Consider the following 25,249-nt stretch of genomic DNA (forward strand, 5'->3'; position numbering starts at 1 on the left):
GAGAGCCATACCACATGTCGCGTTTTTTTATTCAAGCAGATTTAGCTGTAAATACGCATGTTGAATTAACGGATACTGTCTTTCACCATTGGGTGAAAGTATTACGTGCTCAAGTCGGTGAAAGCGCAACCTTATTTAATGGACAAGGCGGTGAATATCAAGCGACACTGACCGAAATCAATAAAAAAACAGCCACTGTTGTTATTCAGCAATTTAATCCAGACAACCGTACACCTGCATTTACAACCCTATTGGGTCAAGTGATGAGTAAAGGCGATCGTATGGATTATGCTATTCAAAAAGCTGTGGAATTAGGTGTTTCAAACATTCAGCTACTCACTTCTGATCGCTGTGAAATGCGTTTAAAGTACGATCGAGACCAAAAGAAAATAGATCATTGGCAAGGTATTGCAATTGCCGCTTGTGAACAATGTGGAATGAACACAGTCCCTACAATTTATGCACCCGTCAGTTTAGACAATTGGCTTGCATCTCAACTTCCTGCGACTAAACTCGTGCTGGCTCCAAATAAAGATGAAACTGATGTACTGGTAGATGCAACCAAAGATATTGCGCTCTTAATTGGCCCAGAAGGTGGATTGAGTGAAGCAGAAATCCAACTGGCCAATCAGGCAGGCTTTAAAAATTGGTGTATTGGTTCGCGCGTATTACGTACAGAAACTGCACCTATTGTTGCGCTCTCTATTCTGAACTACAATTTTGTGCTTTAATTCATCTGAATTATAGATTTCTGTATATGATTTGATTGATTTTTAACTATAAGCTTATTAGTCTTAACGTTAGAGATCTAAAAATCCAATTATATTGATAAGAAAATATCGTTTGGACCAATAAAAATAGCAATTTCCGCGACTGTATTTTTAATAAGGCATTTATATTGATGACTGATGATCAATATGACTATATCAAGCAGTGTAACCATACTGCACAAATAGCGAATACACTTCGCTTGAGTCGCTATTTTTTGGTCAGTATTCTCGTTATTTGCCTATATTTATTTTGCATCTATCAAATTTATTTTAGTTCGCCTTCTTTCTATTTTAACTTATGGTTTATTATTACAGAGCTTTTTGCCAGTTTTTGCTGGCTAATTAGCACCACATTTTTTAAGCCCAATCACTATGATTTAAAAGTCGCAAATCGCTGGATACAGTTTCAATGTTTATCTATCGGGGTACTCATTGCTGCAGGTATTTTCATTATTTATTATCACCTGCCCGCTATTAATCCCAATTTCACAGACATTCAGGCGCTCACACTGTCTGCTTTATTGCTCATTGTGACTCAAACTTTTGGTTTAACCTACTTAACACAAAAACTAAATTATTTTTGCTTGGCCTTTCTACCCTCTATTGTGCCTTATTTAGTCTCACAATTTATTTTTATTGAACAAAGCAATCACTTATTTAGCCTCGCCATCAATTTTGCCTTCATTGTTCTTTTACTCTGCGCATCAACTTCGTATCGTATTCATAAAAGCATTGCGATCTTACATGCTAAAAATCGTTTGTTAATGCAAGATGCCGAACAACAAGTGGCTTGGAGTGATGAGTTATGCCAACAGTTACAGAGTGAAATTAATCACTCCAAAAATATTGAAATGCAATTACAGCTAAACAATCAAATGCTTGAACAAAAAGTCAAAGAGCGCACATTTGATATTCAGCAAATGAATCAAGATTTAGAAAACCAACAACAAAATTTAGTATTGGCTCACGAAATTGCAGGTTTACGACCATGGGATTGGAATATTAAAGACCGTAAAATTTCAATCACCAATAACAATCAAGAAAAAACACAACGCAATTCTAAAGAGCACCATCAGCAATTACAGCATGTCATTCACCCTGACGATATCGATCACTTCAAAGATGCAATGAAGCAACATTTGCGCCGTCACAATGATCGTTATGAATCGACTTACCGCTTGCAAAATACCACAACAGGCAAATGGAATTGGGTTCATGACATTGGACGCGTTATTTCCCGTGACCCTAAAACCAAGAAACCCACACGTATGGTGGGTATTCGTCGAGACATTCATCAAGAACGTATTTCTCAAGAACGCTTAAAACTTGCAGCCAGTGTTTTAGAACAAGCAGCGCAAGGCATTTTTATCCTAAATGATGAGTTTTGCTATATTGATGTCAATCCCTTTTATGAACAGCTCACTGGTTTTCAGCACGAACAGCTCATCGGTAAACATTTATTTGATATTACTGCCAACTATAAAGAACAACAGCGCACGATTCATACAAACATACTAAATCAAGTCAAAAAAGCCCGTGAATTTGACGGTGAACTCAATGAAAAGTTTCTTTCAGGTAAAGAGCTGACTATTTGGATGCACATCAATGCCATCACCGACGAGCAAGATCGTGTGACCCATTATATTGGAATTGTTTCCGATTTAACCGAACGAAAATTACAAGAACAGCGCTTATCTTATTTAGAAAACTATGACACGCTGACCGACTTGCCCAATCGGTTTTATTATAATTATCAGCTACATCAATACCTTGTGTCACAAAAAGATTCTATCAAACAACTGGCCGTTATTCGTTTAAACATTGACCGCTTCCGTCCATTGAATGAATATTTAAGCAATAATGGGGGGGATGAATTATTGCGTCAAGTGGCTCAGCGACTTAGATTGACCAATGCAGAGGCCCTATTTCTTGCCCATTTAAATGGTGATGATTTTTCAATTGTCTATGAAATTTCACATATCCGCCCTTCCGTAATTGAGCATTGTGAGCGTATTACCAAAGCATTTAGCCAGCCATTTAACATTCTTGGACAAGACCATTTAATTACCTTATCAATGGGGGTTGCCTTCTACCCTGAACACGGTCGCCAACTGGATTATTTAAATAACTGTGCCGAACAAGCCCTTTCAGAAGCTAAAAATTTAGGAGGAAACACCACATATTATTATTCAACTGAAAGTACAAAATTGCTAGAAGATGGTATTTTCCTCGAACAAGATTTACGTAAAGCCATTCAGCGCAATGAACTTGTGGTGTATTACCAACCGAAAATTAATTTCAGAGATAAAAATATTCACGGCTTTGAAGCGCTAGTTCGCTGGAATCATCCCAAAAGAGGCATTATTCCACCCGGCCTATTTATTCCGCTTGCTGAGCAGACCAGCCTAATTTCAGACATTGGGCGCCTTGTGATTCATCAAACAGCCAAGCAAATAAAAATTTGGAATGAAATGGGTTTTACGAATATTTGTGTCTCTGTCAATATTGTGGCGCAACAATTACGTCGTGGCCAATTACTACAAGACTTAGATGAAGCAATTTCAATCAATGGTATTTCAGGGGCCAATTTAGAATTAGAAATTACCGAATCATCCTTTCTTGAAAATTCTGTAACCATTAAAAACCTCTTACATGAAATTAAAAGCCGTCAAATTAACATTTCATTGGATGACTTCGGCACGGGCTATTCCTCCCTATCTTATCTTGCTGACTTTCCAATTGATATTTTAAAAATAGACCGTAGTTTTGTTTCTAAAATTGGTGAAAACAAACAAGAAGCCATTGTCAGCGCCATGATTGCCATGGGCAAAGCTATGGGGATGGTCGTTGTGGCTGAGGGCATTGAAACCAAACAGCAATTGAAATATCTACAAGACCTTGACTGTGACATTGTACAAGGCTACTTTTTTTCTAAACCTCTTCCTGAAGCGGAAGCGACGCTATACTTAGAAAAAAACTTACATGTCACGGCTTATACCTCACTCATCTCATCCTAAAGATTCCAAAACGAAGTTTATTGAAATAATGATCGCTTATCGTCTGGGCGAAATGTCTAACAAATGATATATTCAAGCTGATTAAAGCAACACTACCCGCTTTTTGGGCAACTCAAAACAAACGAGATACAGATGGAAGATCAATCTTTAAAACAGCAGGCTTTGTACTATCACGAGTTTCCAACCCCAGGAAAAATTAGCGTTACACCAAGTAAGCAATTGGTCAACCAACATGACTTAGCACTTGCATATTCCCCTGGTGTGGCCGCACCATGTTTAGAAATTGAACGTGATCCATCAACTGCCGCGCTTTATACAGCACGTGGCAACCTTGTCGCCGTGATCACCAATGGTACAGCCGTATTAGGTCTAGGAAATATTGGGCCACTTGCGTCTAAACCGGTCATGGAAGGTAAAGGCGTTCTATTTAAAAAATTTGCGGGTGTCGATGTTTTTGACATTGAAATTGCTGAAAATGATCCAGACAAAATCGTAGAAATTATCGCGGCTTTAGAACCAACGTTTGGTGGTATTAACCTTGAAGACATCAAGGCGCCAGAGTGTTTCTACATTGAGAAAAAACTTCGTGAACGCATGAATATTCCTGTGTTCCATGATGATCAACACGGTACATCAATTATTGTCGGTTCAGCGTTACTGAATGCTTTACAATTGACTGGCAAAAAAATTGAAGACATCAAAATTGTCGCTTCAGGTGCGGGCGCAGCTGCATTGTCATGTTTAGATTTGCTTTGTGCATTAGGTGCGAGAAAGGAAAACATTACCGTTGCTGATTCGCGTGGTTTGCTAACAACCAAACGTGACAATCTGGATGAATCTAAAAAACGCTATGTACAAGACATTGAAGGCTCTCAGCTTGCTGATGTTATGGCCGGTGCTGATATGTTCCTTGGCCTTTCTGCAGCAGGTATTCTGACCAAAGAAATGGTCAAAGTAATGGCTGAAAATCCAATTATTTTTGCTCTTGCTAACCCAGACCCAGAAATTTTACCTGAACATGCACATGAAGCTCGTCCAGATGTGATTATGGCGACAGGTCGTTCGGACTATCCAAACCAAGTTAACAACGCACTTTGCTTCCCCTATATTTTCCGTGGTGCTTTGGACGTTGGCGCAACAACCATCAACGAAGAAATGAAAATTGCTTGTGTACATGCAATTGCGCGTATGGCACACATTGAAGCAGATGCTGCATCTTATGGTGAAAAATCTGCATCATTTGGTCGTGACTACTTAATTCCGCGTCCACTGGATCAACGTTTAATTCTTGAAATTGCGCCTGCAATTGCACAAGCAGCAATGGACTCTGGGGTTGCAACTCGTCCAATTCAAGACTTCGCAGTTTATCGTCAACGTTTATCTGAGTTTGTATATAACTCTGCGTTTATGATGAAACCTATTTTTGCTCAAGCAAAAACAGACCCTAAACGTATTGCCTATGCTGAAGGTGAAGACTTACGTGTTCTTCGTGCAGTTCAAATTGCAGTCGATGAAGATTTGGCAAAACCAATTCTTGTTGGTCGTCCAGCAGTGATTGAAGCAAATATTAAGAAATTAGGCTTACGCCTTGAAGACGGCGTGAATATTACTATCGTCGATCAAGAAAAAAATCCTAATTACGAAAAATTTGCAGATGATTACTATCAAATCATGCAACGTCGCGGGGTAACACCTGAGTACGCGCAACGTGAAGCACGTCGTCGTTCTACTTTAATTGCTGCAATGCTAGTCAAACACGGTTTAGCCGATGGTATGCTTTGTGGTACGTATTCAAGCTACGATATTCACTTAGATTTCGTGCGTAATGTGATTGGTTTAAAAGAAGGTCGTAGCACATTCTTTACGCTCAATGCATTAATGTTGGAAGATCGTAATTTATTTATTGCAGATACTTACGTAAACACCAATCCAACCGCAGAACAACTGGCTGAAATGACCATTTTGGCAGCAGAAGAAGTTCGTCGTTTCGGTATTACGCCACGTATTGCACTACTTTCACACTCTAGTTTTGGTTCAGATCAACACGATGCAAGTGCTCAAAAAATGCGTAAAGTGTTTGATATCTTAAGCCAAATTGCACCTGAGCTAGAAGTTGAAGGCGAAATGCATGGCGATGCCGCACTCGATGAAAATATTCGTCAATTTGCTTTCCCGAACTCACGTTTCAAGGGTTCTGCAAACTTACTGATTATGCCAAACCTAGATTCTGCCAATATCTCGTTTAACCTGTTGAAATCGACTTCGGGGAACAACGTGACCATTGGCCCTATCTTGCTTGGTGCTGCAAAACCAGTGCATATTTTGACTCCAACTGCGACAACACGTCGTGTTGTGAATATGACAGCTTTAACTGTGGCTGAAATTCAGGAAAATGAGAAGCTAGCGCTTTAATTTAGCCTGTCAGATCGCACTTTGTGACTTGAGAAAACCTCTATTCTGTAGCATGATGGCTTCAAGAATAGAGGTTTTTTCATGCAAGTTTATTTAGTAGGCGGTGCTGTACGGGATCAGTTACTCAGACACCCCTATCACGAGAAAGATTATGTTGTTGTCGGTGCAACGCCGGAACAAATGCTTGCTCTGGGCTATCAGCCAGTGGGTAAAGATTTTCCTGTTTTTTTACATCCAAAAACCAAAGATGAATATGCTTTAGCACGGACTGAACGTAAGTCTGGTCATGGTTATCATGGTTTTGAGTTTTATACCGATGTTGCCGTCACCCTTGAGCAAGACTTAATTCGTCGTGACCTGACTATTAATGCAATTGCAATGGATGATGCAGGCAATATTTATGACCCTTATGGTGGTCAACTCGATTTAGAAAATCGACTACTCCGCCATGTCTCAGATGCTTTTGTTGAAGACCCTTTACGCGTTTTGCGTATTGCTCGTTTTGCGGCCCGTTATAAAACTTTGGGTTTTAAAATTGCAGATGAAACTTTAGCCTTAATGACTGAACTGGCATCCTCTGGCGAATTACAAGCATTAACCCCTGAACGCGTTTGGAAAGAAACTTCACGGGCATTAATGGAAGATCATGCCGATGAGTATTTTGAAGTTTTGCGCGCTTGTGGCGCGCTAAAAGTTTTATTTCCAGAAATAGATGCGCTGTTTGGTGTACCGCAACGTCCTGAATATCACCCAGAAATTGACTGTGGTATTCATACCATGATGTCTTTGCAACAAGCCTGTAAAAGCCAATATTCTTTAGATGTACGTTTTGCAGTCTTGGTGCATGACTTAGGCAAGGCATTGACCCCAGCCGAAGAATTACCGCGCCATATTATGCATGAAGAGCGTGGAATTAAACCCGTTACGGAAGTCTGTGACCGCATGCGCGTGCCAACTTATACCAAGCAATTGGCTTTGGCCGTATGTAAAGAGCATTTAAAATGCCACCAAGCTTTGACCCTCAAACCCGGGACATTATGGCGTTTGCTACAGCGTTTAGACGTATTACGTCGTCCTGAACGAGTGGAAGCCTTTGTTCAAGCCTGTGAATGTGACGCACGCGGACGTCTTGGTTTAGAAGACCGTGAATACCCTCAGGCAAAATATGTTTTGAATGTAATGCAAGTGGTTCGTAACATTAAGGCACAAGATTTACCTGCCGATATTCAAGGGCCAGATATTGGTGAGATGTTGATTCAACGGCGTATCCAAGCCATTGAGGAACTAAAAACCAAACAACTTGCGACCCAGACCATTTAGCCTTAACTATAAAGTGAGTTTGATCATAAAAAAGCGTCTTTAAGTACTTTTTTATGATCAAAAATTAATATCGTCAGATTCTTCAAAAATACTCTAGGAAACATCTGCTGGGAAAGTAATGACTTGATCTAAACGCATCTGTTCAGTGGCAATCATTAATAAACGATCAATTCCCAAAGCAATACCTGAGCATTTCGTCATATTCGGTAAGGCGGCCAACAAATACTCATCAATTGGCATGACATGTAATGCCAGTTTTTTTCGCTCTGCATTATCTGCTTCAAAACGATGACGCAACACATTAGCATCAATTAATTCATCATAAGCATTGGCCAATTCTAAACCATCAATATACAGCTCGAACCGCGCGGCCACCAATTCACCATCTTCATCTAATGCTGTTTTTGCTAAAGATGCCAATTCAGGTGGAAAATCGGTTAAAAATACGGGCGTATCAAAACCGAGGCTTGGTTCCACCATATGAGAGAACAATAAGTCGATATATCCCAATCGATCATCGCCTAAATCTAGATTTAAACCAACACGGCGTGCAGCGTCTTTCAATTGTTGTAAAGTCGCTTGCAGTGGATTCAAATCTAAACGGTCGATGAACGCATGCTTATAGCTTAAAACGGTTGGGCGAACTGCATCAAAACGTTCTTTTAAAGTCACATTCAGTAAATCTGTAACTTCGAACATTAAGTCTTTTAAATTAAAATCGGGGCGATACCATTCCAACATGGTAAATTCGCTATTGTGCTTACGTCCATGTTCATCATCACGGAATACTTTACAAATTTGATAAATGGGTCCACTGCCACTGGCCAATAGGCGTTTCATGGCAAATTCAGGAGAGGTTTGCAAATAATGTGTTTGCTTCTTGCCTTGTATATGACGATGCGCCTGTACAGAAGCTAAATACACATCCGTCACTCCTGCTTGCGACAAAATAGGCGTTTCCACCTCTAAAACATTACGCTCTGCAAAAAACTGACGTAACTGCGCATACATTTTAGCGCGAGCTTTCATTGCATTTAAATCACAAGTGGGCTGATATTGAATGTTCACTTGACTCATGCTTTTGGCCCTCCATGTGCAGCCCATTCGCGGCGTAATGGATAGGTTTTACGTAAATGATCAAAGGCAGTTTGATTAACTTTTCCCTCTTGCAGGCAATTCCGTAGGTTTTGGTCATCTTGCGCAATATTATAAATGTGTTGTAAATGCTGTTTTAAAGTGACTTTTAACTCTTGAGTTTGAAAATAAGGTTCGCAGGTCGGCAATTGTGTTTCAAATTTTTTATCCGCAGGTACGCCCTGTAATTTGCAAAAGGTATCGTAAATCATTTGTGTGCCACGTGCTTTGCCTTCGAGGCTATAACCAGCAATATGCGGTGTAACTAGACCAACCAAATTCAGTAATTCGGCTGAAATTTCAGGCTCGTGCTCAAAAACATCTAATACCACTTGGCGTTGCGTAGCACGAATATCAGCCATCAAATCTGCTTCGGCGACCACAGGCCCGCGTGCTGAATTAATTAAAATTGCGGTTTTTTTCATTTCTGATAAGGCTTTCGCATCAATTAAATGAAAAGTTGGATGTTCACCACGATAAGTCAAAGGTACATGTATCGAAATAGCATCGGCTTGTGCGAAAAGCTCATTCAATGAAACTTGCTGAATGCCTGATCGTTCTACAAAAGGGTCTTGCCCCAACACCTTCCAACCCAATAATTCCGCCATATAAGCCAAACGTGAACCGACGTTCCCCAAACCTATAATCCCTAAAGTGAAGCGCTGATCTGCATCAATTAATTCAGGTTTTAAATGTAACAATGCCGTAATGACATACTCTGCGACAGCCTGTGCATTGCACCCTGGTGCATTCGACCAAGTAATCCCCTGCTGCGCCAAAGCAGACCTATCTAAATGATCTGTCCCGATGGTTGCACTACCCACGAATTTTAGCGCTGTATTTTGAATTAATGCCTGATCCACCTTAGTTACAGAGCGAACCAATAAAGCATCGGCATCCTGAACCTCATCATGAGTGAGTGAACGACCAGCAACTTGATGGATTTCGCCAAAATCAGCAAAGAAATAATCTGTAAATGCCAGATTTTCATCTGCAACAATTTTCATAATATTGTCCAACTAGGTTATGCCTGTATCATAACGCGTATAGAAATACGTGACTATCTACACGTCACTTATGAACTGGTTTTTGCTGTTGACTCGCAGTTGTTCACCTAAGGGATGTTTGACCCAGCCGTCTTTATTTTGAATTTAGCTAATAATGATAAATTGGACATCTTTTTCAAGCAGTCGTTTGCCATTCTTTTCAATCAATAGTTATTTAAAAACCTCAAGCCAACACCAGGTTCAGTGATAATGTATTTGGGTTGCACGGCATTATCGTTTAATTTACCGCGTAATTTAGCCACCAATATTCTTAAATAATGCGTATCTTCCTGATGTGTCGGCCCCCATAGTTCTTTTAAAATTTGAGGTTGTGTAATCAACTGTCCTTTGTGCTGTGCCAATAAAGTGAGTAACTGATATTCCTTTCGTGTTAAGGAAATTAGCTGTTGATTCAAAAAAACTTGCCTGTGTGCAAAATCAACTTTTAACATACCATCATCATAAACAGCCGACTCTACGACCACATGCTGCGCTTGACGAAGCAAAACACGTATTCTGGCCATGAGTTCTTGAACACTAAAAGGCTTGGTCACATAATCATTTGCACCTGCATCTAACAGTTTCACCTTTTCTTCCTCGTCAGCACGTACGGACAATACAATGACGGGTGCGCTAGACCAACTTCTAAGCTCAGACAGCACATCAAAACCATCTAAATCTGGCAAACCTAAGTCTAAAATCACCAAATCTGCACCCTGCAAAGCCAACAGTTCTAAGCCCTGCTGACCATTTTCAGCTTGAAGGACTTTGTAACCTTGGGCACGCAAGGCAATATCAAGAAATTTTCGAATCTGTGTTTCATCATCAATAATCAGCACATTGGCCATCGCACTTGCTGACATGTTTTGTTCTAACATCAGATTTCCTTAATCAATAGAATACTTCACTCTACTTGTTGTATAGGAAGTTGCATGCGAATACAGGTTCCTTGATTGTTTTTAGCAGAAGATGCCACAATTTCCCCCATATGCGCACCAATAATCGCTTTCACAATGGTGAGGCCTAAGCCTGTGCCATATTGTCCGCGGTCGCCTCGTTCCATGGTATAGAACATATCAAAAATACGATCCCGTTCATCTTCTGGAATGCCCTGACCTTGGTCACTAATGGCTATTTCTATCTCATTTTCATTCAGCTTTGCAACATGAACTGATACAGCTTTATGTTCAGGTGAGAACTTAGCCGCATTTTCCAAAACATTAAAAATAGCCTGTTCAATTAAAGCAGCATGCACAAATAAACTGAGTGTTTCATCAGGTAAATGTACCTCAACCAATGACTTCGGCATATAGCGCTTTAAACGACGCACCGCTGAACCAATCAATTCATCGACCCCAATCCAATCACGTTTTAGGCTTAAACCTTCATGCCCCAAGCGTGTCATATCCAATAAATTTTGAATATAACGATCTAAGCGCTCACCCTCCAAATGAATGGCCTCCAGCAAACTATCCTGATCTTTTTCATCCATTGCATGGCGGTAATTGCTTAATGTATCTGCTGCACCAATCATGGAGGCTAAGGGTGAGCGTAAATCATGTGATACCGATGACAAAAGTGCAGATCGTAGCTTTTCTGTTTCTGAACTGACATTGGCTATTTCTAAGGCCTTGGTTAATTGTGTCCGCGAAATGGCTTGTGCAATGTATTCAACCATCACCTCTGCCAATTGTTTTTGCTCTGAATTTAATGCCAATTGTAGTGATGAAAACTTAAGCCCGACCACGCCTAGACATTGTTTAGAGGCCAATAATGGTAAAAACCACCAATCATTTTCAGTTAATGTTTGGGTAAATCGCCCTGATGGTTGATGGTTTTTAAACGTCCAATTGGCCGAAATTTTTTCTTTATCACTGATACTGTCTGACGCTGTTTTTTCTTGATCGGTTTCTGGGAAATACATCCAAACGTCCGCATTTAGGTTTTTACTTAAGCTGTGTTGCGCAATATCCTGAACATGTTGCAAGTCTACCGCTATAGAAAGTTTTTGCCCTAAATCTTGCATGATGCTGTTATAGCTATTGGCTGCTTTTAAAGCCGTGACTTGTTCTTTAAGTCGCGATGCCAATCGGCTTGCAATTAAAGCGGCACCCAAAAATGCCACCACGGTGATCATGCCTTGATGCGCTGAAATTTGCAGGGTGAATTTGGGGCTAATAAAAAAGAAGTTATAGGCCAAAAAAAACAAAATGGCAGAAAATACTGCAGCCAACATCCGTGTTTTCGATGCCACAAAAACCACGGCGGTAATGAAAATCACCGAAAGATCTTCAATCCCCAGATATTGTTCGCCAATACTGGCAATGACAATACTAATGACTGTTGTAGCAACGACATAGCCTGTTTCTCTCAGCGATAAAAATCCCGCATTCGCTTCTAAAATAGAATAATATTTTTGCTGAGCCACAACAGGAACTATGCTTAATTCAAAACGAGGCTTTAATTGCAACAATTGGTCAACAACGTTTGGCTTAAAACGCAACTGAAAATTGCTTTGAGCAGGTTGTGCCAAGACTAAGGTGGATATGCCATGATCCATCACATAATCAAATAATGTTTTGGCATGTTGCTTTCCGTACAGGGTTTCAGTCATTCCGCCCAATTGACGGGTCAAATTTAAAGCGGTCTCAATTTCACGGCTTTGTGAATTTTCTTGTTTAGTTGTTATTTTTGAATCTTGAGAAAAAGCCACCACAGTCCAATTTGCCAAACGGTTTTCTGCAATCCGACAACCTGCACGCACCAATGCTTCAGAATGCCCTTGTCCATCCACCATAATTAAAATATGATTTTTTAAAGGAACGGGGGTAAGTCCTTGAATGGCAAAATTTTCTCGCACATCGCTATCAACATAGCTGGCAACCGTTTGCATCGCCAATTCACGTAAAGCAGTTAAATTAGAATGATTAAAAAACCGCTGTAAAGCCTGCTCTGCTTGCTCTGGCACATAAACTTTGCCTTGATTTAAGCGTTCTAGCAATTCATTGACAGGCAAGTCAATTAAGCGAATATCACGAATGCGCTCAAACACCCGATCTGGCACCGTTTCAGCAACACGAATACCGGTAATTTGAAAAACCACATCATTCAAACTTTCTAAATGTTGAATGTTCATGGTGGTAAAAACGTCAATCCCTGCATCTAATAATTCATTGATGTCTTGCCAACGTTTTTCATGGCGACTGCTGGGCATATTGGTATGGGCAAATTCATCAACAAGAACGATGCTTGGCTTTTTATCCAGCACTGCATCTAAGTCCATTTCTTCCAGTTGATGCCCTTGGTATGCAATCATTTTACGAGGAATAATAGCAAGGCCAGCAACCAAGTTTTCGGTTTCTGCACGACCATGGGTTTCGACATAGCCAATGGCAATATTGTTGCCTTGCAAAGCCAATTCATGTGCACGAACCAGCATGGCAAAAGTCTTTCCAACACCGGGTGCCGCCCCTAAAAATATGGTTAAGCGCCCAGATTGATAGCGCTGTGTGTGTTGCAGCAAAACATCTGCTTTATTCGTTCTATTTTTATCCATACCATTAATATCTTTAAAGAAATTATATTTCAAAAATCAAATATGTGCTTAAACATATCATTTTTTAATTGAAAACTATTCAACAAAACTAAGTAGTCCCTTCTCCCTTTGGGAGAAGGTTAGGATGAGGGGAATTTTTATATTAAGACCTCTCCCTAACCCTCTCCTTTTTAAGGAGAGGGAACTTCCGACAATATAAATATTACTAGAAGCTCGACTTATACAAGAATTCTAATCAAACATCAAAATCACTTTCCAATTTGATCCAAAGCCAAATTTAACTCCAATACATTTACCCGTGCTTCACCCAATATTCCAAAAGTGGGTTGCACCGTATATTGCTGTACCAATTGAACCACCTCTTGCTCAGAGATCTGTCTTGCGTTCGCAACACGTTTCACTTGAATGAATGCAGACTGCATACTAATTTCAGGGTCTATGCCACTCCCAGAAGCCGTCACCAAATCTGCTGGAATTTTTGATTTTTCAATCTGTTCCTGCGCTGCAATTTTATTTAAACGCTCCTCTACGGCTTGGTGTAAAACTGGGTTGGTTCTGGCCAAATTACTCCCTGCCATTGCCATCGGGTCATAGTTCGAAGCCGATGGCCGTGGATAAAAATACTGTGCTTGAACAAAAGGTTGTGCAACCAAACTTGAACCTAAAACTTGATCATTTTCCATAATTAAACTGCCATTGGCTTGATGCGGAAAAATCACTTGCCCAAGCCCTGTTGCCACTGAACTGTATACAAAGCCACAGAGACCCAAAGCGATAATCGTTAAGCCCACAGATGCACGTGTTAAACCAACCAACGATGAATCAGTGAGTTGCTGATTTTTCAGTGAATCATTTTCCAAGGGATTATGTTCAATGTTCATTTTTATCATCCTTACAAATTTTAAAGTGACAACAGTGGACTAATCATCAGATCAATCACTTTGATTGCAACGAAAGGCAACAACACCCCACCCACACCATAAATCAACATATTACGTCGCAACAATTGGGTAGAAGTAGACGGTTTAAATTTCACACCACGTAAAGCAATTGGAATCAGTAAGGGAATGATCATGGCGTTAAAAATAAGGGCTGAAAGAATCGCACTTTCAGAGCTGCCCAATTGCATGACATTCAACACACTCATTTGTGGAATGGCAGCCACGAATAAGGCTGGTAAAATTGCAAAGTACTTCGACACGTCGTTGGCTAAGGAGAACGTGGTTAATGCACCTCGGGTAATCAACTGCTGTTTGCCAATTTCCACCACGGCCAGTAATTTGGTTGGGTCTGAGTCTAAATCCACCATATTACCGGCTTCTTTGGCCGCTTGCGTACCCGAATTCATAGCAAGCCCGATATCGGCCTGTGCCAAAGCGGGGGCATCGTTGGTACCATCACCCACCATGGCCACCAAATGCCCTTTATTTTGCGCTACACGAATACAATTTAATTTATCTTCAGGTCTTGCTTCAGCAATGTAGTCATCTACCCCTGCTTCCGCTGCAATTGCTGCTGCAGTTAACGGATTATCCCCTGTGACCATGACGGTTTTAATGCCCATTTCGCGTAAGCGTGCAAACTTTTCTTTAATGCCTGGTTTAATCACATCGGATAGCTCAATCACACCAAGTAGATTTTGGTCTTTCACTACGACCAATGGTGTTGCACCTTTAGATGCCACTTGCTCTACACGGGCTTTGAGTTCGCTATGATTCTCAAGGTTCTGCAATGTAAATTTCAAAATCGCATCAAATGCACCTTTACGCACTTGATGACCATCTGGCAAATTGACTCCTGAAATACGGGTTGACGCATTAAAAGCAATAAATTCTGCCTGATCTGGGTCAACAATACGCTCACCCAATTCTTTTGCCAAAGCCACCACGGACTTACCTTCAGGAGTCGGATCTGCAAGTGAGGTCAGCATCGCAGCCTGACGAAGTTCAGATTCTGTCACACCTGCGAGCGGATAAAATGCAGTTGCCTGACGGTCACCATAGGTAATGGTTCCTGTTTTATCGAGCAACAATACATCGACATCCCCTGCCACTTCAACTGCTTTACCCGACTTAGCAATGACATTGGCTTTTAAGGCTCTGTTCATACCCGCAATCCCAATTGCAGGAAGTAATCCTCCAATGGTAGTTGGAATGAGACACACCAACAGCGCCACCAATAAAATGGGGCTTATTTCAATATTCAGGAAATGCCCAATAAATGGCAGGCTCACCACCACAACAATAAACGTCACGGTCATCACCGTCAGCAAAATACCCAATGCAATTTCATTGGGGGTTTTTTGACGATTTGAGCCTTCAACCAAAGCAATCATGCGGTCTAAGAAACTATTGCCTGCTTCGGCAGTGACTTGTACCACAATACGATCCGTCAATACTTTGGTACCGCCAATCACACCTGACTTGTCAGTGCCTGCTTCACGTAATACAGGTGCAGATTCACCTGTAACGGCTGCCTCATTAATGGTGGCGAAACCATAAACAATTTCACCATCAGCAGGAATCAATTCGCCTGCACGCACTTCAATCAGGTCAGACATTTTCAATTCAGTTGCTGAAATTTGCACGCCATTCACATCATCTTTATGTTGAATACGACGTGCCGTTAAATTTTGGCGGGCTTGTCTTAAAGATAACGCTTGGCCACGACCTTTGGCTTCTGCAACCGCTTCTGCATAATTGGCGAATAAAACCGTGATAAATAAAATAAAAGTGACCGATAAGCCAAAAACCAAGTTGGCTTTACCCAACAAAGTACTGACCAAGGTAATAATGGTACCCAGCCACACAATCGCCATCACAGGATTTTTAATCATGTGTTGTGGAAGCAATTTAATACATGCATTTCTCCACGCTTCAGCTTGAAATAAAGTCGAAGATAATGTGTTTTGTTGTGCTTCAATAGATTGTTTTGAATGATTCATTGTACTCACCCTTAACCTTGAACCAATAACAGATGGTCAGCGATTGGCCCCAAGACGAGGACTGGCATAAATTGTAATAAAGTTAACATCACCACAATGGCAATCAGCGTGAACGCAAAGGTTGGCGTTTCAACTTTTAGACTTCCGCTACTTTCAGGTGCCTGGCGTTTGGCGGCTAAACGTGTCGCAATCATGAGTGGAATAATGAGCGTCGGGAAACGCCCCAATAATAAAGCCAGACTACAGGTCACATTCCACCACACGGTGTTATCTGCCAGACCTTCAAAACCTGAACCGTTATTGGCAAATGCAGACACATATTCATACAGCACTTGCGAAACAGCGTGATATTGCGGATTACTATTGCCTGTCAATTCGGGAAAAAATAAAGTCACCGCAGTTAAACTTAAAATCACAATCGGCTGTATGAGAATAACCACCGCCAATAATTTAATTTCACCCGCTTCAATTTTTCGACCAAACAATTCAGGCGTACGCCCTGTCATTAAACCTGCAATGAATACAGCCAAAAACAGATAGATAATGAATTGCTGTAGACCACAACCAATACCGCCCCAAATGGCATTAATGAGCATATTGGCCAAAGCCACAAAACTGGTTAATGGCGCAGATGAATCATGCATCATGTTGACAGAACCATTATTCACTTGTGTGGTAATGGCCGCCCAAAGTGCAGAAGATGCTTCACCAAAACGGACTTCTTTCCCTTCCATGGAATACAGCTGTGTTGCTGTAGATGAAAGGCTTTCAGACCAAATCGCAGTACTCGCTGAAATAACTGACATCAGCAACATTGAACCAAAAACAAAGCCTGCAAATTTTGCGCGTTTGGTGAAAAAACCCAACATAAAAATGACAGAAACTGGAATCAGTAGAATTGCGATCATCTCTAAAAAGTTAGATAACGGTGTTGGATTCTCTAATGGCACACTACTATTCGGACCATACCAACCGCCACCGTTACTGCCGAGTTGTTTAATCGCGACCATGGGTGCAACTGGACCTAATGGAATTTTTTGCGTGTGTAATTCGGCAGTTTGGTCAATGACTTGCACTTCAGGACCACCTTGAAATGTAGACGGCACACCTTGGCTATTGAGCAATAACGACCACACCATGCACAATGGAATTAAAAAACGGAATGTTGGGCGTATGACATCTGCCCAATAGTTCCCGATATTAATCTTCTGAACTTTGCTACTAAAACTGGCATTCTGATCTTCTTCTGATAATTCATTCGATTGCCTATAGAACAATGCCCGAACCGTTGCAACCACCATGGCTAAACCCATCATTGGGGTAATAATTTGCATTCCCACAATAGCGACCATTTGCGACAAATAAGACAGTTGAGCCTGTCCTGAATAATGTTGCTGATTGGTATTAGTCAAAAATGAAATCATGGTATGTAATGCCAAATCCCATGACATATTGGGTGCGTTATTCGGGTTTAGTGGCAAACTGGCTTGTGTCATAAATAAAACCCAAGTCACCAAGCCAAGTACCAAACAACTCAGTACAAAACTCAGTGTATAAGTCTTTACGTTCATACCCAGTTTAGGGTTCGTCCCCAACACTGCATAAATCGGTTTTTCAATCCAATTGAATACAGGGTCAATTTTCATCTCACGATTTTGCATAATTACCGCAAGATATTTACCTAAGGGATATGCCAAAATGGTCACAATGACCAAAAGTAAAATAAACGCTAACACGGCATCTCACTCCCCTTTAAACAGCGAGTAATAGAGCTATTTTTAATATTGGTAGATCTATATTTTTTAAGTGTTTGTACAAAGCATTTTTTTAGATGCTGTACTTGCTGATACGCGATGAATGTAGCACTCATCTTTTTCATCCTAAACATTGGGATATTCCACGGCTTAGTATGTGAAAATGATGCGTAAACTCTCTATTCATGAAAAAGCATCTGGCGTAAAAATTACGTAAAAATTTGTCTTTTACCATTTATAAAACATGTGAAATACCTTAAAAAAGACTCCAATTTTTAATCATTTAATTCTTTTATTTATGGAAAATTTTGAACTGCTAAAAGCCCTGTTTTTAGGGCTGATTGAAGGGTTAACCGAGTTTCTACCTATTTCCAGTACGGGACATTTAATTCTCTTTGGTCATATCATCGATTTTCACTCAGATGCCGGACGTGCTTTCGAAGTCGTTATTCAATTGGGTGCCATTCTTGCCGTTTGCTGGCTGTATCGACAAAAAATTATAGAATTGGTTAAAGGCTTTTTTTCAGGTGATGTACATGCTCGACGCTTTGCCATCAATGTATTTGTAGCCTTTCTTCCTGCTGTGGTTATTGGGGTCTTAGCTGTCGATTTTATTAAGCAAGTTTTGTTTAGCCCACTGGTGGTTGCTTTTGCTTTAATTATTGGGGGGCTAATTATTTTTGCAGTTGAAGCCAAAGCGTTCAAACCCAAAACCATTGAAGCCACGGACATTAGCTTAAAGCAAGCCATCCTTGTTGGCTTTGCACAATGCCTTGCCATGATTCCAGGTACATCTCGTTCAGGTGCAACCATTATTGGTGGCATGCTTTCAGGTTTATCACGTAAAGCCGCCACCGAGTTTTCTTTTTTTCTAGCCATGCCAACCATGCTGGGTGCAGCAACCTATGACCTCATTCGCAATGCAAGTGTATTAACCTCAGACAATATGATGAATATTGCGGTCGGTTTTGTCGCCGCATTTATTGCTGCCTTACTTGTGGTCAAGGCTTTGGTTAAATTTGTAGAAAAACACACCTTAAGAGTATTTGCTTGGTATCGGATTGTATTGGGTATACTTATATTGATGGTATTTTAAAAAATACCAAAAAATTAACCTGAGTTTGACTTTAAAAAGAGTAGAAAAAGCCTTGGTATTTGTAATATATTGATATTAAATACAAAAAATTACAAAACAAGGCTTTCTATGGATCATATTACCGAATTATTTTGTATTCTTGATGATTTTGCAAAATATTGAATGAATCCTTAGAAAAATCACTAATTGCTAATCAAAATCGATCCACACCAAAATCAGCTTTAAGCCTCTCTGAAGTCATGACCATTGTTATCTTATTCGATCAGTCAGGTAGTAAGTGCGCCAAAATTGTGATAGCCAAACGTATTCGTGGCCGTATAAAAACCATTTTTGATGCAACTTATTTACGTGGTGCTTACTTTGAAAAACGTAAGGGACTGATGGCAGATTAGGCTGAGTTTTGTGATAAAAAAGTAGTCCAATGATGGATTAGACACTAAAATTTAAATAACACATAAATATCAATACCATATATGTTTTTATGAAATCTATGATGTAATTTTGGCGTAAATTTTATTTTATGTATCAAAACTTAACTCTTCAACATTCTCACTCCCGATATGGTGCAGTAACTACAAAGATTCGTCTTGCCATCGATGCAAATGGGTATCCGATTAATTTTGAAATCACTGGAGGTGAAGTCCGCGACAGTCAAGTTGCAAGTCAATTGATTCAATTAGTCGGTGAGGCAGATTACTCGACAGCAGATAAAATCATGATTCAGAGCATATTCGTGAAGTTGCTCGATATCGTAAGATGATTCCCATTATTCTAAGAAAGTCTAACAGTAGAAAATAGAACAGAGAGTTTAATCACTACCGTTATCGCTTAAGGCATCTTGTTGAAAATACATTGACTTGTTTAAAGCATTTTCGTGGCATTGCCACACGTTTTTAAAAATTAGCTCGGAATTGTAAGTCCATGTTGTTCTTAGCATGCTGATTTATTTGGTGCAAAGCCAAATGAGGATACGCTCTGATCTCAGCAATAAAATTGACTGTCACCCCAAGTCCTCTCCCTCGTATTTCAATCTCACTTTGCAAGAATCTTAAAGTGGAAATATGCCACTTTAAAGTAATATTGATCTTAATAAAATTAAGAACCCATATCGCTATATGGATTCTTAATTTTTAATTATGGCGTCACGATATTAAACCAAAAATTGTATTCATCAATCATTAGTTTTAACTGCGTTAGAACCTCAGCATTACCCACTATTTTGATATCTCCAGATTTAATTTTTTCTTGCCAAGTGACTGTACCCAGCTGTAATTGATTAAAAGTATCTTTAGTTAAGATGACCTGTGCATCAGCTTTAGGATGTACATGCTGACTATAATTTAGAACAGAATTTTCTACACTTACTGTATATTGCTGAGCCAAATCAGTAAAATTAAAATTAATCTTTAACTTCTTATTTTCTGCTTTTTCTGCATTTAAACGTACAGACCAATAATCAAAGATTAAATCAGGTGACATTGCTTGTAAAATATCACGACTAGCTGATTTTCTAGCACGCGCATTCGGTATACCTTTACGAAGTTCAGTAGCACCTTGTAAATAAATTAAACGCCATGGGCCTGATTCACTTTGATAAGCCATTTGCTCATACGAGTCTGCCAATAAGTTTTTTGCCTGAAGATTATTTGGATTTGCAAATACGACTTGTTTTAAAACCATCGCCAACCATCGATATTCTCCACGGGAAAAATCGGCTTGAGTCTTCTCTAAAATCGCTTGCTCACCCCCCATATATTGCACATATTTTTTTGCAGTATCTACAGGCGAAAGTTCATTTAAACTAGATGGATGACCATCGTACCATCCCACATAACGCTGATAAACTGCTTTAGCATTATGACTAAGTGTTCCATAGTAATCACGGTTAGACCATATTTGTGCCAAGCTGCTTGGTAGCTTAATTTGATTAGCAATCTCCACACCAGTATAACCTTGGTTCATTAAATAGACAGATTGATCATGAATATATTTATAAAGATCTCTCTGTTTATTTAAATAGTCATTGACCTGAACTTTACCCCAAACTGGCCAGTGATGACTTTGAAATTTAACCTCAACATTATCACCGTATAGTTCAATTGTTTCATTAATATATGCCGCCCATTTTTTGGCATCCCTGACTTCTGCACCACGCAAAGTTAAAATATTATGCAACGTATTAGTGGTATTCTCAGCCATCCACATCGCTTTGAGCTGTGGTAAAAAAATGTTCATTTCGGCAGGTGCTTCCGCTCCTGGTGTCATTTGAAACACCATTTCGACCCCATCAACATTCAACTTTCCACCTGTTTTTTGAATATTGATATTAGGTTCAATAATAGTCATGGTACCAGATGGTATAGCCAGTCCAAGTCCAGCGCCGACATTACCTTCTACATTACGTTCCAATAAAGCGCCATACATATAAGTTGCTCTGCGGCTCATCACGTTGCCAGCAATAACGTTCTCACTCACAGCATGATGCATAAATCCTTCAGGGGCAATTAGCTTAACTTTTCCTGAACGGACATCAGCTTCATTCACTAAACCTTTAATACCACCGTAATGATCAATATGTGAATGACTAATCACAACCGCTATAATAGGCAATTGACCAAACTTTTGGCTCAATAATTCATAGGCTGCTTTTGATGTTTCTGTCGTCGTACCAACATCAAAAACAATCCATCCCTGCTTAGAACGGATAAAAGTGATATTCGATAAGTCATAACCACGAACCTGATAAATATCCTTCTTTACTTCAAATAAACCATATTGCAGATTTAATTGTGCATTACGCCATAAACTCGGATTGACGGTATCCGGTGCATCCTGTTCAAGACTGATCACTTTTTTAAATGACTCTAAATCCCACACGACTTGCCCTGTTGTCGCATTTTTAATGGTTAAAGTATCTGGTTTAAGCAATAACCCCTTTTTTGCATCCATAAAATCTTGCTTATTATTAAAAGGTAACTTTGCATAGACACTTTTATTCTCTTGTCGCGTTACTTCAGTTGCTACCTTAGCAAGCAGACTCTCACTTACACATAATGCCGACAAACCAAACATTAATATGGTTAAATTATTTTTAGCACTTTTAATCATCATTTAATTTCCTTGATTCAACCTTTCCATTTAAATATCGTATTGATGTAAAAAATTAAAATCGGTAGCCCATCTTTAGGCCATAACCTAGTGCATTATTATCTTTAAAATCTGCAATATAAATATCGCTCCCTGCTTGCGCACCTGTTTGCCCTTTGACATCGCCAATCCAAAAATATTTAACGCCTCCTGAAATAAAACTCTGTGCCGTAGGGTTAAATTGCATCGCTAATCCAAAATTCCAATAGCCTTTAGTTGGACCAAGTACTGAAACGGGATCACCTGCGCCAGAATCCCAACCAAACGATGTTGTGGCGCTCCATTGTGAATTTATTTTATGTCCTAAACCTAGATTTACTGCCCATTGATCTTTTGAATATTTAACAATATCAAATCCTTCAGCACGCTTTGGTGTCGCTAAATTTCCAATAATTTCTGAGAGTTGTTTAAATTGATATGGCTCTTTCGCAAAGTTTTTCCAATTTACCCAGCGTATATTTGCAAAAGTTACCGTCTGCCGACTCAGTCCAATTTGAGCATCAAAATTAACCGATTTGGGTGTCGTGAGTTTACTTTTACCTGAATCAAAATCTGAGTCGGCTATTTTACGAATAGTACTTTGAAGTGCTTGATGTTGTTGTTGGTTAATCAGTTTTTGCTCAAGTAGGTCGTTAAGATTTTGTTGAATCATTTCTTCCCCCTCTGGGTTCCGAATTAAATTCACCAAAGTAAAATCTTCTCGTGCATTAAAGGTATGTTCAATTTCAGAGCGGTAGGTTAATGCTGTTTTTAGTCCAATTTCAGGTCGCTGAAAGCTCACCCCTGCGATCCAACCCAATTCAGCGTTTTCAGGAATATCAAGGTCATAACCATTATATATACTAAATGCTGAACCTCTTAACTGGGTATGCCCTTTAAGACTTTGATAAGCCACGCCTGTATATAAATTCCAGTTTTTTGTCGGCTGATATCCCCACAATAAACTTATGTTTTCTATGTTTATATCTACACCGGATTGACCACTTGGTGCTTGTTCACCTAATTTTCCCGCCAACTCTCCGATTGTTAAAGGTAAAGGTGATAAGATCGGATCTTTGGATTCAGAAACAAATTGATTATTCCCCTGATACCCAGATTTTGCACCAAAGGGTTGATCATAAATTATTCCAAATGAATTTTTTTCTGTCAGTTGCAACTTAAGGGCTGTTGAAACAGTTAAATAGCTCTGCGCCATATCACTTAACGCTCGCTGTTGTCGTGCAATCCCTGCTTCTTGTCCTGAAATATCAGGATCTAAAGTAGATAGGCCAAACTCAAAATAATGATTTGGTTGTAGAAATGCAGAAATCGATTGCCCTGAACGATCTAAGGCCGCTGCTGAAACTTGGTTCGATGAAAATAGAATAATACCTATTGAAACAACCACTTTATTCAAGCGCATTTTGCATCCTTAATTTTATTGATTTTTATGTTATTTTTCCTACAAATCCTATGCAGGTCTTGAACGATTATTCAATGATTTTTTTTGGGTGAGTATTTGGAAAATAAATAGCAATACCCACTCTCCTCATCAAATAAATACACATTACATAGAGCTAGTATTGTGCTTATTTATCCATTATGTTTTAGCGTCGAATAAAATAACTTTTTCAGTGTAAGAAATTTAAAAGCACTATAGTTGTCAGATAGACGACATGTTGAGATAAAAAGGAGTTTTTTGTGCATATAAAGTATAGAGATTTAATTGAACAGGATTTATGGTTTCAACAACTCCCTAACTATTTCCAACAATTTATTTTTAAAAATAGCCGAATTATTACGCTAAAAACAGGTAATCGTATTTTCTATAAAGGTGAAAAATTTAATGGGATGTATGCCGTCTTGGCAGGGCGCATTAATTTAGGCTACACAGATCAGGACGGTCATGAAATGTTGATGATGGTTGCTGAACCTTTATTTTGGTTAGGGGAAATTCCATTAATCGATCAAAAAAAACATACACTGGATGCGATCGCTGCAACTCAATCACAAGTACTTCATATCAATGATCAAGCACTTCAAACATTTTTAACAGCATATCCTGAATGTTGGTATTATATTTGCCTGCTTATGGCACAGAAAATTCGACCACTTCTAAAAGGTTTAGAACATCATAAATATAGTTCTTTAAAACAAAGGTTAGCATGGCATATCTTGATGATCTCACAGCGCTATAAGGATGAAAATCATATAAATGATGATCGAATCAATTTCTCTCAGGAAAAACTTGCACTTGTTTTGCCGACATCGAGACAAACTATCAACGGCCTATTAAAAGAGTTAGAGCAGGAAAAAATCATATCCATTGAATTTAAATCAATTAAAATTAATGATTTAAATAAATTAAAAGCTATTTCAAAAATTTAGTTGAGTCGATTTATAATTAATCTCATAACGGCTTTGTTTCAAAAATCTATCTTCAAGAGCTTCTTTAAAATGTTGCAATCGATCATTCTGAAGTTTATATGGTGGTAGCAATTGCAACACATCATCCAAAAATGGGAGATGAATGCCCAATTCTCATTACAGTTAAACAAAAAAACTTGATGCTAGCTGAAAAATAATTACGTACTTATTATCCTCAATACTTGGTTTAATTGCGTTGATCAAGCGTATGCATGAACAGAAACTTAAGGAAAATGGCTTAGGCTATATTGATCTTAAACAAAATTGAGTCATTACTACACATGGTTTTAGGTCGACATTTCGTGACTGGTCTGCTGATATGACCGATTATCCTCGTGAAGTTTGTGAACATGTACTAGCACATAAATTACCAGATGAAGTCGAGGCTGCTTATTTACGTGGTGCATATCTCGAAAAGCGTAAAGGATTGATGGCTGATTGGGCACAATATGTATATCAAAAATAACTTGAATCAATTTTTAGATACAGTAATAAATTTGCATAGATAGGCTTTGGTTACACTGGTCTGAAAATATAGATTCGTATCAACTTTATAAAACTGGAATAAGAATAGGTGGTTTTAAAATATGTACATCCATATAAATTCCTTTAATACCAAGCTTTAACGCTTAAAATACCTTAAAAGT

15 protein-coding genes and 3 pseudogenes are annotated in these 25,249 nt (G+C 39.3%); 8 read left to right on the plus strand and 10 right to left on the minus strand.

Annotated features, from left to right (window positions below; all coding sequences use genetic code 11):
- Positions 1 to 14 precede the first annotated feature (14 nt).
- The 4 genes from BBP83_RS05215 to BBP83_RS05230 all read left to right on the plus strand — a co-directional run bounded on the left by BBP83_RS05215 (position 15) and on the right by BBP83_RS05230 (position 7,519).
- Complete coding sequence (locus tag BBP83_RS05215; RefSeq protein WP_068886353.1) at positions 15 to 731, plus strand: 16S rRNA (uracil(1498)-N(3))-methyltransferase; 717 nt, start codon at positions 15 to 17, stop codon at positions 729 to 731.
- Positions 732 to 901: 170 nt separating this feature from the next.
- The gene (locus BBP83_RS05220) at positions 902 to 3,787 is read left to right on the plus strand and encodes an EAL domain-containing protein (protein ID WP_068886354.1); all 2,886 of its coding nucleotides are present in this window, start codon (positions 902 to 904) and stop codon (positions 3,785 to 3,787) included.
- Between the two features lie 132 nt (positions 3,788 to 3,919).
- Positions 3,920 to 6,199: an NADP-dependent malic enzyme gene (locus BBP83_RS05225; RefSeq protein ID WP_068886355.1), complete on the plus strand. Its 2,280-nt coding sequence runs from the start codon at positions 3,920 to 3,922 to the stop codon at positions 6,197 to 6,199.
- Positions 6,200 to 6,280: 81 nt separating this feature from the next.
- Positions 6,281 to 7,519, plus strand: a complete 1,239-nt coding sequence (locus tag BBP83_RS05230) for a multifunctional CCA addition/repair protein (protein WP_068886356.1) — start codon at positions 6,281 to 6,283, stop codon at positions 7,517 to 7,519.
- A 93-nt stretch (positions 7,520 to 7,612) separates the two neighbouring features.
- Here the strand turns inward: BBP83_RS05230 and epmA are convergent, their stop codons facing one another.
- The 8 genes and pseudogenes from epmA to kdpA all read right to left on the minus strand — a co-directional run bounded on the left by epmA (position 7,613) and on the right by kdpA (position 17,935).
- Positions 7,613 to 8,587 carry an EF-P lysine aminoacylase EpmA gene (gene epmA, locus BBP83_RS05235; protein WP_171258048.1) on the minus strand — a complete coding sequence of 325 codons (975 nt, stop codon included), beginning with the start codon at positions 8,585 to 8,587 and terminating at the stop codon, positions 7,613 to 7,615.
- A 5-nt stretch (positions 8,588 to 8,592) separates the two neighbouring features.
- Positions 8,593 to 9,660, minus strand: a complete 1,068-nt coding sequence (locus tag BBP83_RS05240; protein ID WP_068886358.1) for a 4-phosphoerythronate dehydrogenase — start codon at positions 9,658 to 9,660, stop codon at positions 8,593 to 8,595.
- 75 nt (positions 9,661 to 9,735) lie between these two features.
- Positions 9,736 to 9,867, minus strand: a pseudogene (locus tag BBP83_RS15150) (recombination directionality factor); the annotation flags it as partial.
- The gene (locus BBP83_RS05245; RefSeq protein ID WP_068886359.1) at positions 9,864 to 10,577 is read right to left on the minus strand and encodes a response regulator; all 714 of its coding nucleotides are present in this window, start codon (positions 10,575 to 10,577) and stop codon (positions 9,864 to 9,866) included. The gene BBP83_RS05245 and the pseudogene BBP83_RS15150, both read right to left, overlap by 4 nt.
- Positions 10,578 to 10,603: 26 nt before the next feature.
- Positions 10,604 to 13,255, minus strand: coding sequence for a sensor histidine kinase (locus BBP83_RS05250; protein ID WP_068886765.1), 2,652 nt, complete (start codon positions 13,253 to 13,255; stop codon positions 10,604 to 10,606).
- A gap of 248 nt (positions 13,256 to 13,503) precedes the next feature.
- On the minus strand, positions 13,504 to 14,136 hold the full coding sequence (gene kdpC, locus BBP83_RS05255; protein WP_068886360.1) for a potassium-transporting ATPase subunit KdpC: 633 nt from the start codon (positions 14,134 to 14,136) through the stop codon (positions 13,504 to 13,506).
- A gap of 20 nt (positions 14,137 to 14,156) precedes the next feature.
- Positions 14,157 to 16,199, minus strand: coding sequence for a potassium-transporting ATPase subunit KdpB (gene kdpB / locus BBP83_RS05260; RefSeq protein WP_068886361.1), 2,043 nt, complete (start codon positions 16,197 to 16,199; stop codon positions 14,157 to 14,159).
- Between the two features lie 11 nt (positions 16,200 to 16,210).
- The gene (gene kdpA, locus BBP83_RS05265; RefSeq protein ID WP_068886362.1) at positions 16,211 to 17,935 is read right to left on the minus strand and encodes a potassium-transporting ATPase subunit KdpA; all 1,725 of its coding nucleotides are present in this window, start codon (positions 17,933 to 17,935) and stop codon (positions 16,211 to 16,213) included.
- Between the two features lie 316 nt (positions 17,936 to 18,251).
- Here kdpA and BBP83_RS05270 point away from each other — a divergent pair, with 316 nt between their 5' ends.
- Both BBP83_RS05270 and BBP83_RS15640 read left to right on the plus strand, forming a co-directional pair.
- Positions 18,252 to 19,049: an undecaprenyl-diphosphate phosphatase gene (locus tag BBP83_RS05270; protein ID WP_068886363.1), complete on the plus strand. Its 798-nt coding sequence runs from the start codon at positions 18,252 to 18,254 to the stop codon at positions 19,047 to 19,049.
- A 108-nt stretch (positions 19,050 to 19,157) separates the two neighbouring features.
- Positions 19,158 to 19,336, plus strand: a pseudogene (locus BBP83_RS15640) (IS982 family transposase); the annotation flags it as partial.
- An 847-nt stretch (positions 19,337 to 20,183) separates the two neighbouring features.
- Here BBP83_RS15640 and BBP83_RS05285 read toward each other — a convergent pair.
- Both BBP83_RS05285 and BBP83_RS05290 read right to left on the minus strand, forming a co-directional pair.
- Positions 20,184 to 22,160, minus strand: coding sequence for an alkyl/aryl-sulfatase (locus tag BBP83_RS05285; protein WP_078055401.1), 1,977 nt, complete (start codon positions 22,158 to 22,160; stop codon positions 20,184 to 20,186).
- Between the two features lie 52 nt (positions 22,161 to 22,212).
- Complete coding sequence (locus tag BBP83_RS05290; protein WP_068886365.1) at positions 22,213 to 23,598, minus strand: hypothetical protein; 1,386 nt, start codon at positions 23,596 to 23,598, stop codon at positions 22,213 to 22,215.
- A gap of 278 nt (positions 23,599 to 23,876) precedes the next feature.
- On the opposite strand from BBP83_RS05290, the gene BBP83_RS05295 reads away from it, so the two are divergent.
- Together BBP83_RS05295 and BBP83_RS05300 are read left to right on the plus strand one after the other, a co-directional pair.
- Entirely contained in the window at positions 23,877 to 24,563 is a 687-nt protein-coding gene (locus BBP83_RS05295) for a Crp/Fnr family transcriptional regulator (RefSeq protein ID WP_068886366.1), read from the plus strand.
- Between the two features lie 226 nt (positions 24,564 to 24,789).
- Positions 24,790 to 25,068 (plus strand): annotated as a pseudogene (locus BBP83_RS05300) (tyrosine-type recombinase/integrase); the annotation flags it as partial.
- Positions 25,069 to 25,249 lie beyond the last annotated feature (181 nt).

Source organism: Acinetobacter celticus (assembly GCF_001707755.1).
GTDB classification, from domain to species: Bacteria; Pseudomonadota; Gammaproteobacteria; order Pseudomonadales; family Moraxellaceae; genus Acinetobacter; species Acinetobacter celticus.